The sequence below is a fragment of the Agrobacterium sp. MS2 genome (assembly GCF_003261015.1).
Classification (GTDB): Bacteria; Pseudomonadota; Alphaproteobacteria; order Rhizobiales; family Rhizobiaceae; genus Agrobacterium; species Agrobacterium pusense.
This window is the reverse complement of the sequence record NZ_QLNF01000015.1, coordinates 1-15917: the sequence shown is the minus strand read 5'-3', so window position 1 is coordinate 15917 and position 15917 is coordinate 1. Positions and strand designations below refer to the sequence as shown.

Sequence of the window (15917 nt, the reverse complement as noted above, 5' to 3'; positions counted from 1 at the left end):
GGGTACGCCCTGCATGAATAGGACGCCAATGGTGTAGCCGCTGCCAAGCTTGACGAGCGGTCCACTCGGGGCCATGTCCTCGATTTCGCTGGCGAGCTGATCGCCAACACGGCCAGCGCCGGCATATAACGCGTCCTTCAGCTCGGTCTCGCGATCAACGACAGTCGTGGAGTTATTGCCAATGATGATTTCCTGGCTTGGGCGCGACATGGTTTCGCCAAGGCCGGAAATGAAGGCACCGGCAAGTCGCGGCCCATAGCGGGCAAGCCACCGATGATCTACGTCTGATTTGACGGCGATGGAGCCTTTGGCTCCATCAACGGCATATGCCGAGATCGGTACTTCGGTGCCATCTGCCATCACAAGGCGGCTAAATTCGACAATCAATGCGTTCGTGTTGCGGTTTTGCTGAAATGACCCGAGCATTCGAGCGCGATAGAGAGGGCCTTTCTGGAATATCTCGGCGACGACGGGACCGGGCGTATCGGAGTCGGACGCATTGACGGTGCGTGCAAATAGGATCTGACCGGCTTTGATGAGCATGTTTGCGCCGTCGACAACGCCGCCATTGCCAGAAAGGGCGGCCTGTCGTGCTGCCTCGGCCTCGGCCTGTCGCTGTTCGGGCGACTTGTAGAGCGTCTGATTGAGAACGATCGTATTAACTGATCCCTTGGGAGACCATTGCGACGCAAGGCTTGCAGCTTGGGCGGCCATCGCACCGGCAAGTGTATTGATGTCACTGTAGTCATCCGGGGTCATGGCCTGGCGGCGGTCAGGAGTGAAATTCTCAACTCGCTGCGTCGGAACTTCGTTGGCAGGAGCCACCGGACGTTGGCGAGGGTAGGGCTCCTTCGTGACGTCGCGAATATCGTCAATATTGCGCAACGGTTCGTCTGGCGTAGCGAGGAAGCTGCCCCCGCTTTGATCGGCCGTTTGCGCGCCCTGCTGATTAACCGCATCAAGCGATTGCTGATACCGTTCGGAATCGGCCTGCTGCTGTCCGGCTGGCGTAGCATCGACATTGGGGCCACGCGAAATACGGGATGGTGCAAGGTCGTTTTGCTTGAACATGGAGTAGCCGACATAGCCGACGGCTGACGCGAGCAAACCGATTACGACGTAGGTCTGAACTCGTGATCCGCGTTTGCGGCTCGAACGGTTGACGGTTGCTGCACCGGCCAGTTCCGGAGCGGCGTCCTCGCGCTCGGCCGAATTCTTGGCGTTTTCGTCGCTTGCGTCGCTCATTGGGAAATCCTCACTCTGGAAATCGTGCCATTGCGCGAGATCAGCACAACGGGGGAGGGCTTGATTTTCACGGCATGGACACCTCCCGGTCCCGTCAGCATGGCTTGCGGCGACGGAGAGGTGTATGTGTCAGATGTCCGGAGATAATAGGCTCCATCGAGAAGCCAGGCCTCAACATTGCTGTCAGATGTCCGCAATTTGATTGCCGATCTTGGAAGATCCGCACCTTGTGCGAAGGCCATCATCGTGCCGTTGGAAGGCGGCTCTTTAACGGAAACTTCCGTCGGCGAGACCGCGGCATTTGGGCCGTACCCCTCAACGGTGATGTCACGGCGGAAATGTGTCTTGGTATCGCTTGTCTCGAGATTGATCACGATCGGGCGATCTTCCTCGACAAGCGAGATTATCAGGTTCGAATAGCCGTGCGTCACGAGCGGCGTGACTGCGATCTGGTTCGAACCTTCCTGCAGCGCATAGACTTGGAAAGAATCGGCTCGACCAACGACAAAGCTGGCAATCGGCCATGCTTTGCCTGTGCGGTCGTAGAAAGCCATTACCGATACCGTGTTTGGCGTCGTGTACAGGGTTTGGAGCGCCTGATTGGACTTGAGCGACATACGCACGGAATCAGATATTGGCCGGGCTCTGAAACCGCTTGGCGGCATCGCCGCGGCCTTCTGGCTTTCATCGACCCTACGCCGATAATCGCGGATGATTTCCGGAGACATAGGCATTAACGACTGAACAGTTGCGCCATAGGCCGTAATCTCTTCTGGCGTCAGGGGACGGTCCAGTTCGGAAAGTGACTGCATCAGACGGCGGGCGCCGATGATCGGGACATTCGGGGCTTGTCGTGGCTGGCGTTGCGCGGCCTGTCCGGGCATTGCTTCGCCGTATTTGGAGTATGCAGGCTGGCCTTGCCCTTGAGTTTCCTGCTCGTCGGCAGGTTGAGATACCTGCTCTTGTTGCTGAGGCTGTTGGACAGGCAGTTCGGCGGCGGCCTCTGGCGTTGGAGGCGTGTATGTTTGCGCAGGCTGTGCAGCCTGTTGAGCAAGTGCGGACCCACTCAAGGCAAGGAGAAAAGCGATATTGCCGGCGAACATTCTCATCAAGCACCTCCGGGGGCCGCGAGGAAGCGGGAGATAGCCGCGCCGCGCGGGTGTTCATAGCTTTGCAAACGCTGCAGGGTGATCGTGACCATCAAATTTTGGCCTGTCACTTCGGATGCAGACTGATAGGTGACGCGCACCGGCATCTGAACGATCCACTCGTAGACGCCATTGGCATTGACGCCTTCTCGCACGATAACTGCGCGTTGTGCGATCGCAGTCGTGTTGAGACGGCGGTTTTTCACAAGTTCGAGCGTTCCGGATTTCTGAACAGCATCAACGAATGAATTCCAGCCTTGCGGCTTGGTGAAATACTGCTGCGCGTCCTGAAAATCCTGCTGGTACGTGGCGAATGAATAGGTAAAGGACCGGGTGACGGCTTCTGCCGCATAGGTCGCTATCTCAGCGGCGCTCAAATGTGGTTGATCGAGCGGTATGAGCGGCTGAATGCGCCCGTCGGCTGTCATTGCGAAATATCGCGGCTCCGGCCTTGTCAACGCGAGGCTAACCGCCGCCAGGACGGCGATCACGGCGACGACAAGCAAGGCAAGGGCGATGATGCTCATGCGACGATAGGCGGTCCGATAAACGTCCGCCCGCATGAGGATTGTTTCGATCTGGCCGTAATCGGCGTTCTGGCTCATTGGGCGGCGGTTCCGGCGTTGTTGGCGGTAGCGGCTGGCTGCGCGTCGGGGAGAGCGGTTGCTAGTTGTGCATCATTGAGAGCGCCAAAGGCGAACTGAGCACCTTCCTTCGTGCGATAGAGATAAAATGGGGTTCCGGGAACGCCATTGAGACGCATCCAATCGACATTGCGTTGCATAGCTGCGACCACGGCGTTGTCGAAGTTCTTCGGATCGACCTTCGGCGCTGGCTTGCCCGATCCGATCACGGATGCGAGCTGGTCACGCAAGCTCGTAGCAATATCCTCCTGATGCATGATTGAAGCCGCGATCTGCGCAGCCTCGGGCGAAAGGATCGGGGCCATGATGACGCGCAGGTCAATCGTGTTGTCATCGATCCGCTGCTTCAGATGCTCGAACGACCATGCGCAATGCGGGCAGGTGGGATCAACGAAGACGTAGACGAGAGGCGAACCGGGCTTTGGCTTATTGGCAGGGAACCACATAGCGAAATCCTGAGCCTGCTGCATAAGCTGTTCAATGCTGGCTGCCTTGGGAACGTCTGGAACGGTTTGCGAGCCCACCGATGCGAGCTGTTGCGGAGGGGTAGCGGTTTGCGCCTGCTGTTGCGGCTGAGCCTCTGGTGGCGGCGTTGCGGCGGTAGGGGCCTGCGTGGATTGAGCGGCTTGCGTTGCGGGTGCTGCCGATGCAGCGACCGAATTGTTGCTTGCTGGCCTCTCAACAGACGGGGCAGCCGAAGCAGCCTGTTGCGGCTCTGCCGTGGATGGTTGTTCAACCGGGGCAGGGGAGGACTGTCCGATTTGTGGTGCGGCGGCCGCGGCCGCTATCTGCGCGGCGGTTCCTACTCCGGGAACCGACCGGATAACATTAGCGGCAGCCTGAGAGGTCGTCGTTGATGAGGTGGCTGGCGACTGCGGATCGAACGGCGAAGGTTCCGGTGTGACGGTTGGTGTGGTCGCCAGAAGAGCGGCGGAAATGTCTTCACCCTGCGGGCCGACGATGCGACCGTAAATCGTCAGACCGTCCGGTGTGGTGAGCGCGATTTGCTGGCCGCCATCAGCAGTTGGAACCGCCCATGCGTTCATCCCGGCAATTTGCATGAGCGGGCGAACCTTCGACGCGTCCTTGAAAAGGACCTGCGTTGTATAGGGTGAAGATGAGACCGAGCAGCCCACAAAATTCTGCTGCCAGAGATTCAATTCCGCCTTGGCGGGCAGACCTGTAGCGAAAATGGCACATGACGCGAGGAGGATTTTGTAGGCATTCATTCCCGCATTTTCCTTTTGCTTTATATTGCAATATCGTCTGAATATGCCATAAAGAGTCTCATTGTCACCCCCAAAAGGCCACAATCGAAAATTGTTCGATTCGTGTTGTCGAAAGCACACGCAGAGCACAAGATGAGTATAGGCAGGCATGATGACAATCTATCTCGGCTACCTACGGAGGATAGCGACAGAGGCATGCTATTCCGGGTAGTCTTGATAGTCGGAATTTGTGCAATTGCTGGTGGCGGACTATATTTTGCTGCGGGTAGTGCGCACGGCGAAAAATCAGATTTAGTCAAAATAGAAAAAACATCTACGCCAACCCCGATTGAGCGTGAAATTATTGCGTTAAAACGTCAGGTAGCTGATTTGCGTGCCGACAACGATGCATTGCGTGCGGAGGTCACAACGCTGACTTCGCAGAACGGCGTTGTGGATACGATCATCACGCATCTGCGAGAACTCAAGGCACAGGATCAGGCAATTATCGGCCTGATCCAGCCGGGAGGAAACGGCTATTCCGCTCAAGCTGGCAATGACGGGGAAGCTCCGGCAGACGAGGCGGTTTTCGGCAATGCCCGACATCAGATCGTGACCCCGAAGGCGAAGGCACCACCCGTTCCAACTCCGAAGCCGGAAAAGGTAGCGGAAGCGAGCGCCGCCGGAGATAAACCGAAAGAGGATGCTGCGGCGACGCAGTAATATGGGTGAGCCATGGGCGGAAACGGTGAAGCACTGAATGGCTTGGTGGGATTGGTTCAGCGGCTCGCTGACCTGATCCCGCCGGCACAGGCGCTTGTTGCCGCGACATGTTTCATTATCGGCATTGTCCTGGCGATTGCGTCCATCAACAGCTTTGTCAAAGCAAGCGAACGCGCCGCCTCCGGCCAGCACGTTGCGCGTGACGATCATGGCCGATGGATCGGAATGGCTGGCTTGATAACCGCCGTCATGCTGGTCTCGCTATCATCGGCGATCTCGGCGTTTCTGATGTCGTTTTTCCAGGTGGACGAGACAGTCGCAGCCTCGGAAATTTTTGCTTACGCGCCAGAAATGCTCGCTCCGCTCGATCATGAGCAGGCCCGTTCGGTCATTATTGCGCTTCTGCGCGTTGTGCAATTTCTCGGCCTTCTCGGCTTCATTCGCGGGCTCATGCTGCTCAATCAATCCGTGAAATGGCCGGCTCCGGGCCTTGTTGGCTTTGGAGTCGTACACCTAATCGGCGGAACATTCGCGATGAACATCGTGATGTTCGTTGGCTACATCGAAGAACTTGTGCTCGGCTAAGAAAGGAAAGCACTTATGAAGAAGGCATGGATACAAACGGCGGCACTCTTTGCCGGGACGTTTGCTTACCAGACCATGGCGCTCGCTCAATCGAGTGGCGGCCTTGGCGAAGTTCTGACGAATGTTCGCAATGATACGCTCGGCCCTGCCGGTGACTTCCTCGGCGCGGCTTCGTTCATCATTGGTGTTGTGTTCGCCATGCTGGCGATCAACAAGCTCGTGCAGAACCACCGCAACCCGCACGATCCGTCCGCTAGGCCCGCTACGGCGATCTGGTTCGGCGTTGCGGCCGCACTGTTCATTGCCGTTCCGGAATTCCTCGGCATGGGTGTGACGACGTTCTTCGGCTCTGGTGCCGATACCACGTCGGTTGACGGAACCTTGCGGTCGATCAACTGATGATGGGAGGGATCGGAATTCTGGACACGCTGGCGGCCGTCATCGGTCGGTCGGCGCTGCGGAAGTCGCTGGACGGCTATTGCCGCCTTGTGACCTCTGAAGGCGAAAACATGCTTGTTGCCGATGACGGTTCGTTGGTGACGGTATTTCGGCTTGAAGGCTTCCGGTCCATGCCGGGCGAGAAGGAAATCAGCAAGGCGGTGACGGATCTTCGCCTTGCCTTCAGCTCGCAATTGGGGACTGCCGGCTATACGCTTCAATTCTGGTTCGGGCACACCCCGGAACTCGGCGCGGCCGACATCAATCGCGCACTTGCAGTAACAGAAGGCGTTGCGGCCGATACGGGCCTTGATATTCACGATCTTATAGACGAGCGGCGGCAATTGTTGCCGAAACGTCTAACCGGCGAGCGTTGTTTCATGGCGCTGTGGTCGCGGCCTACCTTGCTCACGCGCCAGGAGCTGAAGACCAGTTCGGAAAAGGCCCGCAAAGATATGCAGGGTGCGCCGCAAATGCGGCATGCACAGTGGCCGGCGCTGGCGATCGACGCCCTCGTTACAAGGCATCGCTCCTTTTGCGAGGCCATGGTGCGAGAAGCCAACATTGTCGGTATCGAAATCGAGCCGCTGGAAGTGCATGAGGCCCTGTCGCAGATCAAGGGCGTGCTCAATCCGGAATATCTGATCGCGGGGGATAGCTGGAAGGCGATCTTACCCGGAGATTATGCGCGGGCTCGTATGCCCAAATCCGTCAAGGAACTCAAGAAAAGCGAGGTTTCGAACCTCCTTTGGCCGTTGCTATCTCGACAGCTCATCAATGAGCATGGCGAAATCATTGACCAAACGACGGTGCAGCTTGGTGAAACAGTCTTCTCCGGTTTCGACATATCGCTTGGACCGGAAGTCGTTGTTCAATTCAATGACCTGATCCGGAGGGTGCTCGACAGCAATCAACGCATCTCTTGGCGCATGTCGATGCTGATCGATTCCGGCGGTTTCCAAGGACAGATGTTCAAGGAAACCTACACGAATATCATGACGTGGACCGCGCCGATCCACAATTCACGCATCAAGAAGGCTTTCGAGAAACTGCGTCTTGATGACGGCGCGGATGATACCGTCGTTCGGTGGCGCTGCTCGTTTGCAGCATGGGCGCCAAAGACGGATATAGAGACGCTGCAGCGGCATGTGGCGACCCTGAGGCGGACGGTAGAACGATGGGGCAACTGCCAGACGGACGCACTGGTCGGAGATCCCGTCCAGTGCGTGATGTCGTCGGCTCTAGCGCTCAATGCACAATCGACAGCACCGGCGGCCGCCGCCAGCCTTGCCGACGCTTTTGCCCTTGCGCCGATCGCACGACCTGCAAGCCCATGGCAACAGGGTTCCGTCATGTTCCGGACGAAAGATGGCAAGCTGTGGCCGTATCAACCCGGTTCCTCGAAACAGTTGGGCTGGGTTGACCTGATCGTCGGCACGCCGGGCTCCGGCAAATCGGTCCTGATGAATTCGATCAATCTCGGCGTGGCGTTATCACGCCAGTCAGGTCGAAGCAGGTCTAACGAGGGCCTGTTGCCGCGTATTTCGATTATCGACATTGGTCCATCGTCGTCAGGCCTGATCAGCCTCATTCGCGATGCTCTACCGGTCCAGCGCCGCCATGAAGCCGTCTTTCATCGGCTGAAAATGTCAGAACAATATTCGGTCAACCCGCTCGACCTGCAACTGTGCATGCGTCACCCCTTCGAATATGAGCGAGCTTACCTTGTAAACCTGCTCTGCCTCATATGTACCCCGGACGGTGAGGAGGCGACCTATGACGGTATCAGTGCGCTTGCGGGCGCAACGATCGACGAAGCCTATAAGTTCTTCAGCGATAGCCGCTCACCGAAGCGCTATTCCAAATCCGATTCCTTCGAGGTTGACGCCGCGCTCGAAGAGCTTGGTTTCGAGATCGACACCGCGACGACATGGTACGAGATCACCGACTATCTGTTCTCGAAGGGAAGATATCATGAGGCTGCACTAGCGCAGCGCTATGCCGTCCCGACCTTGGCCGATCTCGTGAATGTCTCTAACTCCGAAATCGTACGAGAGCCATTCCGAGATATGAAGGCACCAACCGGCGAGGATGTGCTGAAAGCTTTCCAGCGCATGTTGACGGCGGCTTGCCGCGATTATCCGATCCTGGCCCGACCGACGCGGTTCGATGTTTCGAACGCCCGCATCATCGCGTTCGACCTTGCCGGCGTAACCGCGAAGACAGGTCCGCACGCCAAACGACAGACCGCCATCATGTATATGGTCTCGCTTCAGACCCTGACCACCGATTTCTGGATGGATGCTGACGAGATCCGTGCTCGTGATCTAAGCGACGAGGTTCGCGCCTATCATCTTCAGCGGATCGAGAACAACCGGCAGATGGGCAAGCGCCTCTGCGTCGACGAATATCATTTGACTGGCGGCCTGGACAGCTTCCGCGACCAGATGATCAATCTCGGCCGCGTCGGTCGTAAGGCCGGCGTGCAAATCACGCTTGCGTCTCAGCTTCTCGAAGACTTCGACACGAGCATTCAGAAACTCGCCAACAGCTTCTGGTTCTGTAACGTGCCGACGGAGGAATCTATCCGTCAGATTGCATCGACCTACAATCTTACCCCTTCGATCATGGACATTATGCGCGGGCTTCGTGGTCCGATCGAAGGGGAGGGCGCACCGCTGCTGGCGATGCTGAACCTGCGGTCAGGCACGTATGTCCAGCACGTATTCAACCAGCTCGGCCCGATTGAAATTTGGGCGCTCTCAACGACGGCTGAGGACACCTCGCTACGCACGATGCTTTACGAAAGCCTCGGTTCGAAGGCAGCCCGGCGCATTCTCGCGCGCCGTTTCCCTTCAGGTTCGGCAAAGGACACGATCGAGCGCCGTCTTGCAGACATGGAAGATCGTGGCGTCGCAATTGATGACAAGGTTCGGGGCAACGCAATTCGCCAGCTCGCGGACGAACTGATCAAGGAGGCCTCGTGATAAAGGCAATTACAGCCGCGCTGTTGGCAAGCGCGATTGGAAGCGTTGCTCTGGCTCAGTCCAACATTGACGACCTGGTGACGGAAACCATCAATTTCGAAAAGCAGGACTCGGATGCGACGGCGACGGCGCGGAAAATGTATGGGCGTGATTTTCGTATCGTGCAGGCAAAGCGCGTCTGGCTCGAAGAACCGACAGATGGCTACGACCAGATGGTGGTCTTGCTCGGCGAGGCCCGCGGTTGCGCGACCGGGTGTTTCGTGTCCGCTTTGTACTATGACGATAAGCAATGGCTTGAGGTTTGGCGCGTACCGGGCAAGTCCGTTGGGCTTGGTCCTGTTGCAGCGACTGGCATGAAGCCGCTCTATGATGGTCATCGCCTTTGGCAATGGTCTGGAACGGCTTATATGGCGCAACCCGTACCCCAAGACCGCAAGAACAGAACTCCGACGGAGGATGAGCTGAAGGCCACAACCGAAGCGCTGAAAGAGCGCTTCAAGGGCGGCTCGGAAGCTCTCGAACCGTCGAATGTTCTCGCTCAAGACGTGAATATTAAGGATGGTGACGAGACCGCTATTCTGGTGCGGTCAAATTACTATTGCGGCAATTCGGCGTGTCCCGTGGTCTTTCTCGATGGGAAAAAGCAGCTCATCGACATTCTCGAAGCATGGGGACCAGATTTCTCAGTCATTGATGAGCGCGATGGGAATAATCGTCGTCTGATCGAAGTCGCGACGCAGGACGGCGTTGCGACCTATTCGCTTGGCGACAAAAACCCGCGCTCTGTCATCAACGCCATGAAGATCACGATAGCGGGGCAGAAGCGATGAAACGCTCGATTATTGCCATCCTGTGCTTAGCATTGCTGCTGCCGTTCGCGGCATGGGCGGACTATAATGAAAACACGTCCAAGCTCGAAGGCGGCAACTCCTATTCTATCTTCAACGGAAACGGCGGTAGCGCCGTCGGCCGTTATCAAATCACGGCCGGCACATGGGAATCTCTCGGCTACTTCAAATATACGGGTAGTGGTTCTACCGGCAATTGGAACAATTATGTTGCTACCGACAAGGCCAAAGCCGCAGGCGTCAACAGCCTGAACGATCTGCGCTATTCGAGCGCGGGGGCGGCTCTGCAAGATGCGGCGAATATGGAGCTTGCTTCCCGCAATTGGTCGTCCCTGAGTAGCCAGACGCGCGGTCTCGTCGGTCAGACGATCAACGGAGTCGAGATCACCCAGGACGGATTGCTCGGCGCGGCCCACTTCCTCGGCGCCGGTGCGCTCAACGATTGGGTCGCCAGCGGCTTTGATCCGTCCGTCCTGCCAGCTTCGTATCTGACCGCGAACGGCTTCTCATCCTATGCGGAGCTTCAGGCACATTTGTTGAAGCGCATGGCAGCCATGAACGGCCAATCCTTCGCAGGTTTGGACGGCGGGCTGGGCGGAGAAACCGGGGGCGGCATGTATGACCAGACCGAAGGATTCCCCGGAATCGGCACCAAGCGGCCGATTCTCATCCGAGAAATCCCACCATTCCAAGGGGAGAAAGCAACGCTATGAGGATCTTCCGATATCTATCGTTCTGCGCCATCGGTGGCTTGGCTCTCGCAGCCGCGCCCGCCCAAGCAGACCAGATCGAACAGCTATTCAAGGACAGCGGTAAAGGCTGCGTCGATACGGTAAAGATCAACCTCGTCGAGGCCATTCGCGCAGGTATCGATAAGGAAGTGAAGCGCCATGAAGCAGCCCTTCAAAAGCCGCCATCACTGGATTCGCTTGGCTGCCTCGACAATCTGATGAAGGTCAATCTCGATTTCGCAATTCAGGTTCCGGACCTGAGCCAGATTTTCAATCAGGCTTTGTCGAACGCCGAACAGCAAATCTGCTCCTATGCGCAAGAGCAGTGGAACAAGGTGACTGAACCGCTCCAGTCCGCGCTTCAATTGCCATCCTTCGATTCCTTGCAGTTGCCGGGCGGCATGGGCGGGGGATCGGTCCCGACCTTGAACTACAATTACAAGGGCGGTTCCCTGAATCTGAATTCTCCCTCGACGGAAAATTCTGGCCGTCGAGAGAATGACGGCTCGCTCTTGAATAATCTCTACAACGATCTCTATGGACCGGGAGGCCTGTGATGAAGGCAGTCATCAAATCGTTTCTGTTTGCTGGAACGGCTTTCGCGTCCCTTTCCGTCGGAGATGCGGCGCTGGCTGCCTGCTCCTGTGGTGGCGTTCAAAACATCGTCTACCGCGCTCAGGAGAACATCAATTCTCATACGACGGACGTAGGCAATCAGATTGCGCAAACCATCCTGAAGGGGGTCGCTCAATTGAGCGCTTATCAGAACCGCGCGATCGAGGCGAATTCACGGACCCAGGAAGCCGCTCAGATGGCAGAAACCATCCGCGAGCGACAGAAGGCCCGAGCTGCAGCCGAAGGCGGGCGATACGATCCGGCGACATCCGCCTGCCTCGACTTGTCGGGCATCTTCAGCATGGGTAAGCCAGGGCAGGGGGTCGCCGGCTATGGCGGCAACGATGTAGCCAACGCATCCCGCAATTGGTCTTACGGCAACGAGGATATTGGCAAGCCGGTAACGGAAGGTGGTTTGGCGGTCGCGAACGCGATCATTGCAGACCGTGACGAGTTGAGGAATGTCGCCGGCTTCGCTGATCCGACTTCTGACGTTCGCCTTCTGACCGATGCGATCACTCTCGATACGTCGGACGGTGAGGTTTCCAAGGCTTACGTCCGGATGATCAACAATATGGTCGATCCGATTCCGCCAAAACCGATCACGCAAGCGGAGATGAAATCTCCCGCCGGCAGGGCTCAAGTTGCTGCCCGTCAAGTCGATGCTACACGCCGTTCAGCGGCACATTCGATCTACAGCTATCTCGGTGACATTGCGGCTCCGACTGGCGGCAAAGAACTTGCGGATTGGGCAAAAAAAGCAGTGACGGAATCCTATCCCTACGAAGTAGGCGAGCATGTTTCCGAACTGCAGGCAGTGGATATTTTCGTCCGCTCACGCTTTTCAAACCCGGAGTGGCACAAGGAACTGGCTGGCATGTCGCCAGCCGCGGTGCAGCGCGAACAACTGCTAACCCAGGCCCTCAACCTTCATGTCGATTGGATGCGGTTCAATCTCGAGCGTCGCCAAGCATCGGCTATTGCCGCACTGTTATCGAACAGCCTCGATGAGCGCGACAGTCGCACGACCGTAACGACAGCGAGTGCGCAATGAGTGAGGAAGGTCGCATCCGTCGTTTCGCCTCTTGGAACCTGAAACGGGCTTTCGGCATCAAAGTCTTTTTCAACGCAGCATCACATGCTGCGGAAGATGCCGCCGACAACGTTCAGAACACGATCGGCGAGCTGCGACCGAAAGGCCGGTTAAAGGCGAGAAGCTTCGGAGATCGATATGCCGATGGCGGCATTCAGCGCTTCAAGGAATTGAGTGACGGGCTCAATGCAAAGGAAATAGATGCAGCGCTGGCAGCATGGGACCGGGATTCCAGCATCTACATGGTAGCAGGTTGCATAGCACTTGCTGCTATCCCGGCTCTCTACGTGCTCGGCTATCGGTCCTTCTATCTTCTTATCGGGGGGTGCCTAGTAGCCATCATCACCTTTGCCTTGGCGATGAAGGCTGATTTTAGAGCATGGCAGATCCGGCAAGGCCGTATCGGGTCCGTGCGGGATTATTTTAACGACCGTCTGCCTTCGAACATGCAGATCCTATCAAAGGACGATTAACCATGAACCGGGTGGGGCTTCTCGCTACTTTTTGGATGATTTCGGCAAGCGTCGCGCACGCCGACGACATCAACATTGCCGACATTATCAAGGGCGAGGGTGACGCACGGTCTAATTCCTTCTTAAACATGATATTTGGGCCGCTCTTCACCGGCCCCAACGACGAAACCCTGATTTCCTCACTGATCGCCAATTTCAATGTCCTGTTCTTTGCCGTTGCTGCAATCCTGTTCATTTACAACGTCATCGTAGGTGTCACTGAAACCGCCCATGAGGGTGAGATTCTTGGAAGACGGCATTCGGCAATGTGGGTGCCGCTGCGCACCATTCTCGCGGTTGGCGCTCTCATCCCCATGCCGACAGGATATAATGCCGCTCAGCATGGCATTGCCTACATGGTCAACGTGAGCACGGCCACCGCTTCATTCTTCTGGAATGAGACGGTCGATCTCATCGTTGAACAGCGGTTGCCAGTCGTGGGCGGTGACTATGACGCCCTTGACGGTCAATTCTTACAAGGACTGTGGAGGGCCGAGCTGTGCCAGGCCGTGTACAATCTCGAAGTATCCAAAGGCGGTGATGGACTTGACGGCATATCTCGTGGGCCGTGGCAAATGAAATCCGGCGTCCCGCAAATGGCATACAGTCTGCCGAATTCGTATGGAGCTTGTGGCATCGTCAGCCTACCCGGCCAGACATCAGGATTTCAACGGCTCGCTGAAGCCGCTGGCAAATCGTATAATGACTACATCACCGACATGCAAAAGGCGGTAGACGATACGGCCAACGGCTTCACCGAAACTGCCGCCAAACTCGCTCAGGCGATTAGTTCGCGGAATCCGCAGTTAATGCCGGACTATCGCAACTTGAGAGAGGATCTGAAGGCATGGCGGGAAAAGCATGCGAGAATACTTGATGGGTACATTGGACCGGATAAGCTGCAAAAGGCGGGCAAGGACGTTGCGGAAGCCGATGATCCGTTGCAGGTCACGCCGGTTGGAGATTCACAAAGCCAGGCACTAGCCGGCAATCTCAAGAACGGCGGCTGGTTGCAAGCCGGATTCTATTATCAGCTCATCGCACGGCTTTCGGCCGACTCCAATTCGGTAGCAACCGCACTTCCTAAGGTAACTCCTGGCGGAGCCATCGGCGCCGCATCAAACCCCGCTGGATCAGTTCGTAACGCCATCGCGTCACAGTATGCGGACAACAACTGGTACTTACTCGGCTCGGCCGATGGTGACGCGAAGAAGTTCCTTGATCAGATTTCAGCAACCTACAACGGCACTGTCGAGTGGTGGAACGAAAGCGTCGCGAGAAGCGGGATCAGGGCATTCGTAAATGAACGCGTCGCGTTCGCGGACAGCGGCGGCGATATATCGGACTGGATGCCATCCGCGGGATCTCTCTATCAGGCGCTGGAATTCCTGAACCCAATGCGGGCCACCAATGATCCGATGATCGGTCTTGTCACGTTCGGAACACAGGTCACGTTCTACACAACGGCCGCGATAATCGCGCTTTCCGTCCTTGCAGTAGTTCCATACGTGGGAACCGGGATAACGGTCCTCTCGAACTTCGTCGGTTGGGTGATCAGCGGTATTGGCGTGATAGGCATGTTCCTTGCGTTCGTGCTTCCAATGGTTCCGATGGTGACTTGGGTGATCGGAATCGGCGCGTTCTTCCTTCTCGTAATGGAAGCCATATTCGCCGCCCCACTTTGGGCGATCGCGCATCTCTCCATGGAAGGGAAGGGGATGGGTGGCAGCCAAGCACGTCGCGGCTACGTCATGATCCTGGCGCTCACCCTGACGCCGGTCCTCATGCTTTTTGGGCTCCTGCTCGGAATGATCCTGTTCCGGATCATGGGCGTGCTTATCAATGGCGGGCTCTATTACGCCCTTACCTCGGCACAAGCACTTGTAGGCGACAGCTTTGTTAGCCTCGCTTGGTTCCTCGGCATCTTTGTCGTCATGGGCTTTATGGGAGCGGTCTATCTCGTCATCATTGAGCGGTCGTTCTCGCTGATTGCAGAATTTCCTGGCCGGATTTTCCGCTGGTTCGACCATATCGGCGACGATCTCGACGCTCACACTGCACTCCGCGCTAACACTGCAGCGATGGGCAGCGCAGCTCATCTTGGAAAATCCATTGAGGCCGCAAAGCCAGCACTTCTACCGAAGCCACAGCAAAGAATAACCAACGGGTAAGGGTGCCGGTTTTCACGTTAGCGATATTGATGTATATTGCAGAATGAAACTCGGCACGAAAGGAGGCCGGATATGACATTGCCTAAGTATCTGCGTCCTATTCGTGACGTTGAGGCACACGGCTTGAGCGGAACTGAAAAACTCTTTCGTTTTTTGGTTTTCGTGCCGTTCCTGATGCTGTTCTCAATTCCGCGTGGAGCGCTTATCGCGGTTATGCCGATCCTGCTTGGCTACATGCTCTTTTTTCTTCCGGTTGGAATAGACACCATCATCCACGACCCGAAGAATTACAGTTTCGAATTGTCAATTCTCCTCGCGATCGTAGCGATGCTTCTCTTCTCGAACAGCATCGCAAAGGCAATCCGACGCTATTTCCTGCCGTTCGGCTAAGAAAAGGTCGTTCAAGCATAAAGGCCCGCGATGCGGGCCTTCAGATTGATTACAAACCCCTCGATTTTTGGCGACAGTCAAAAATGAGGGGTTTTGATTCCGATTTGTTCACGTTTTGAATCTGAGACGTTCCGTGAATCTGAGGCCATTTTGACCCTACCGGAGGTTTGTCAGCAGCCTGAAGGCCCGCGATGCGGGCCTTTTGCGGTTTTTGCCGCCAAGCATCCTGCCTACAGCGTTGCATAAGAAAAAATTCCTCTTGACGGGAACCGTCTCTCCGTTGTTCTGTTTTTGTTCTATTCAGGAGCGAAGACAGAATGCGCAAGCCGGAGACGATCGAACGGCTCTACCTAGATTTTGACGGCTTCTTTGCAAGCGTCGAGCAGCAGTGTGACCGGCGCTTAAGGGGGCGGCCGATCGGCGTCGTGCCGTTCGCCGGCACGACCCGCACGGCCGTCATAGCGTGCAGTCGTGAGGCAAAGGCCTACGGCGTAAAAAATGTAATGCCGATCGAGGAGGCGAAGAGGCTCTGTCCAGACCTGGTGCTTGTTCCACAAAAGCCCGACCTTTATCGGCGGG

At 56.6% G+C, this 15917-nt stretch carries 16 protein-coding genes and 1 pseudogene; 13 read left to right on the top strand and 4 right to left on the bottom strand.

Translation table 11 applies throughout. The features are described from left to right. The 4 genes from DOU54_RS09905 to DOU54_RS09890 all read right to left on the bottom strand — a co-directional run. The coding region (locus tag DOU54_RS09905; protein WP_113731092.1) for a TrbI/VirB10 family protein at nt 1-1245 on the bottom strand (1245 nt) is incomplete at its 3' end. Next, a complete protein-coding gene (locus DOU54_RS09900) occupies nt 1242-2354 on the bottom strand; it encodes a DotH/IcmK family type IV secretion protein (RefSeq protein WP_198513220.1) in 1113 nt (370 codons plus the stop codon). The genes DOU54_RS09900 and DOU54_RS09905, both read right to left, overlap by 4 nt. Next, nucleotides 2354-2956: a type IVB secretion system apparatus protein IcmL/DotI gene (locus tag DOU54_RS09895; RefSeq protein ID WP_286079878.1), complete on the bottom strand. Its 603-nt coding sequence runs from the start codon at nt 2954-2956 to the stop codon at nt 2354-2356. Before DOU54_RS09895 ends, DOU54_RS09900 begins: the two co-directional genes overlap by 1 nt. 38 nt (nt 2957-2994) lie before the next feature. Beyond that, nucleotides 2995-4416: a thioredoxin domain-containing protein gene (locus DOU54_RS09890; protein ID WP_113731088.1), complete on the bottom strand. Its 1422-nt coding sequence runs from the start codon at nt 4414-4416 to the stop codon at nt 2995-2997. Between the two features lie 45 nt (nt 4417-4461). Here DOU54_RS09890 and DOU54_RS09885 point away from each other — a divergent pair, with 45 nt between their 5' ends. The 13 genes and pseudogenes from DOU54_RS09885 to DOU54_RS09830 all read left to right on the top strand — a co-directional run. Then, nucleotides 4462-4968: a coiled-coil domain-containing protein gene (locus DOU54_RS09885; RefSeq protein WP_146617344.1), complete on the top strand. Its 507-nt coding sequence runs from the start codon at nt 4462-4464 to the stop codon at nt 4966-4968. 12 nt (nt 4969-4980) lie between these two features. Continuing rightward, complete coding sequence (locus DOU54_RS09880) at nt 4981-5553, top strand: hypothetical protein (protein ID WP_113731086.1); 573 nt, start codon at nt 4981-4983, stop codon at nt 5551-5553. Between the two features lie 15 nt (nt 5554-5568). Continuing rightward, on the top strand, nt 5569-5952 hold the full coding sequence (locus DOU54_RS09875) for a hypothetical protein (protein ID WP_112700677.1): 384 nt from the start codon (nt 5569-5571) through the stop codon (nt 5950-5952). Then, nucleotides 5952-8978, top strand: a complete 3027-nt coding sequence (locus DOU54_RS09870; protein ID WP_100560326.1) for a putative type IV secretion/conjugal transfer ATPase — start codon at nt 5952-5954, stop codon at nt 8976-8978. The genes DOU54_RS09875 and DOU54_RS09870 overlap by 1 nt, the downstream gene beginning before the upstream one ends. Next, nucleotides 8975-9808 (top strand): hypothetical protein, encoded by an 834-nt coding sequence (locus DOU54_RS09865; RefSeq protein ID WP_113731084.1) that lies wholly within the window; start codon nt 8975-8977, stop codon nt 9806-9808. Before DOU54_RS09870 ends, DOU54_RS09865 begins: the two co-directional genes overlap by 4 nt. Continuing rightward, on the top strand, nt 9805-10539 hold the full coding sequence (locus tag DOU54_RS09860; protein WP_113731082.1) for a hypothetical protein: 735 nt from the start codon (nt 9805-9807) through the stop codon (nt 10537-10539). The genes DOU54_RS09865 and DOU54_RS09860 overlap by 4 nt, the downstream gene beginning before the upstream one ends. Next, complete coding sequence (locus tag DOU54_RS09855) at nt 10536-11114, top strand: hypothetical protein (protein ID WP_113731080.1); 579 nt, start codon at nt 10536-10538, stop codon at nt 11112-11114. Before DOU54_RS09860 ends, DOU54_RS09855 begins: the two co-directional genes overlap by 4 nt. Continuing rightward, complete coding sequence (locus DOU54_RS09850; protein WP_113731078.1) at nt 11114-12226, top strand: conjugal transfer protein TraW family protein; 1113 nt, start codon at nt 11114-11116, stop codon at nt 12224-12226. The genes DOU54_RS09855 and DOU54_RS09850 overlap by 1 nt, the downstream gene beginning before the upstream one ends. Further along, a complete protein-coding gene (locus DOU54_RS09845) occupies nt 12223-12738 on the top strand; it encodes a hypothetical protein (protein WP_113731076.1) in 516 nt (171 codons plus the stop codon). Before DOU54_RS09850 ends, DOU54_RS09845 begins: the two co-directional genes overlap by 4 nt. 2 nt (nt 12739-12740) lie before the next feature. After that, the gene (locus DOU54_RS09840) at nt 12741-14948 is read left to right on the top strand and encodes a DotA/TraY family protein (protein ID WP_113731074.1); all 2208 of its coding nucleotides are present in this window, start codon (nt 12741-12743) and stop codon (nt 14946-14948) included. Nucleotides 14949-15020: 72 nt separating this feature from the next. Further along, nucleotides 15021-15338 carry a hypothetical protein gene (locus tag DOU54_RS09835; RefSeq protein ID WP_146617343.1) on the top strand — a complete coding sequence of 106 codons (318 nt, stop codon included), beginning with the start codon at nt 15021-15023 and terminating at the stop codon, nt 15336-15338. Nucleotides 15339-15386: 48 nt separating this feature from the next. Next, nucleotides 15387-15584 (top strand): annotated as a pseudogene (locus DOU54_RS27970) (hypothetical protein). 71 nt (nt 15585-15655) lie between these two features. Further along, nucleotides 15656-15917, top strand: a 262-nt coding sequence (locus DOU54_RS09830) for a Y-family DNA polymerase (protein WP_502695952.1), incomplete at its 3' end; no start/stop codon positions are given.

Excerpts from the sequence above, each read along its gene's own strand:
- DOU54_RS09840 (WP_113731074.1), top strand. The coding sequence starts at position 12,741 with ATGAACCGGGTGGGGCTTCTCGCTACTTTTTGGATGATTTCGGCAAGC.
- DOU54_RS09845 (WP_113731076.1), top strand. The coding sequence starts at position 12,223 with ATGAGTGAGGAAGGTCGCATCCGTCGTTTCGCCTCTTGGAACCTGAAA.
- DOU54_RS09875 (WP_112700677.1), top strand. The coding sequence starts at position 5,569 with ATGAAGAAGGCATGGATACAAACGGCGGCACTCTTTGCCGGGACGTTT.
- DOU54_RS09895 (WP_286079878.1), bottom strand. The coding sequence starts at position 2,956 with ATGCGGGCGGACGTTTATCGGACCGCCTATCGTCGCATGAGCATCATC.
- DOU54_RS09835 (WP_146617343.1), top strand. The coding sequence starts at position 15,021 with ATGACATTGCCTAAGTATCTGCGTCCTATTCGTGACGTTGAGGCACAC.
- DOU54_RS09900 (WP_198513220.1), bottom strand. The coding sequence starts at position 2,354 with ATGAGAATGTTCGCCGGCAATATCGCTTTTCTCCTTGCCTTGAGTGGG.
- DOU54_RS09870 (WP_100560326.1), top strand. The coding sequence starts at position 5,952 with ATGATGGGAGGGATCGGAATTCTGGACACGCTGGCGGCCGTCATCGGT.
- DOU54_RS09885 (WP_146617344.1), top strand. The coding sequence starts at position 4,462 with ATGCTATTCCGGGTAGTCTTGATAGTCGGAATTTGTGCAATTGCTGGT.
- DOU54_RS09855 (WP_113731080.1), top strand. The coding sequence starts at position 10,536 with ATGAGGATCTTCCGATATCTATCGTTCTGCGCCATCGGTGGCTTGGCT.
- DOU54_RS09890 (WP_113731088.1), bottom strand. The coding sequence starts at position 4,416 with ATGCCTGCCTATACTCATCTTGTGCTCTGCGTGTGCTTTCGACAACAC.
- DOU54_RS09860 (WP_113731082.1), top strand. The coding sequence starts at position 9,805 with ATGAAACGCTCGATTATTGCCATCCTGTGCTTAGCATTGCTGCTGCCG.
- DOU54_RS09850 (WP_113731078.1), top strand. The coding sequence starts at position 11,114 with ATGAAGGCAGTCATCAAATCGTTTCTGTTTGCTGGAACGGCTTTCGCG.
- DOU54_RS09880 (WP_113731086.1), top strand. The coding sequence starts at position 4,981 with ATGGGCGGAAACGGTGAAGCACTGAATGGCTTGGTGGGATTGGTTCAG.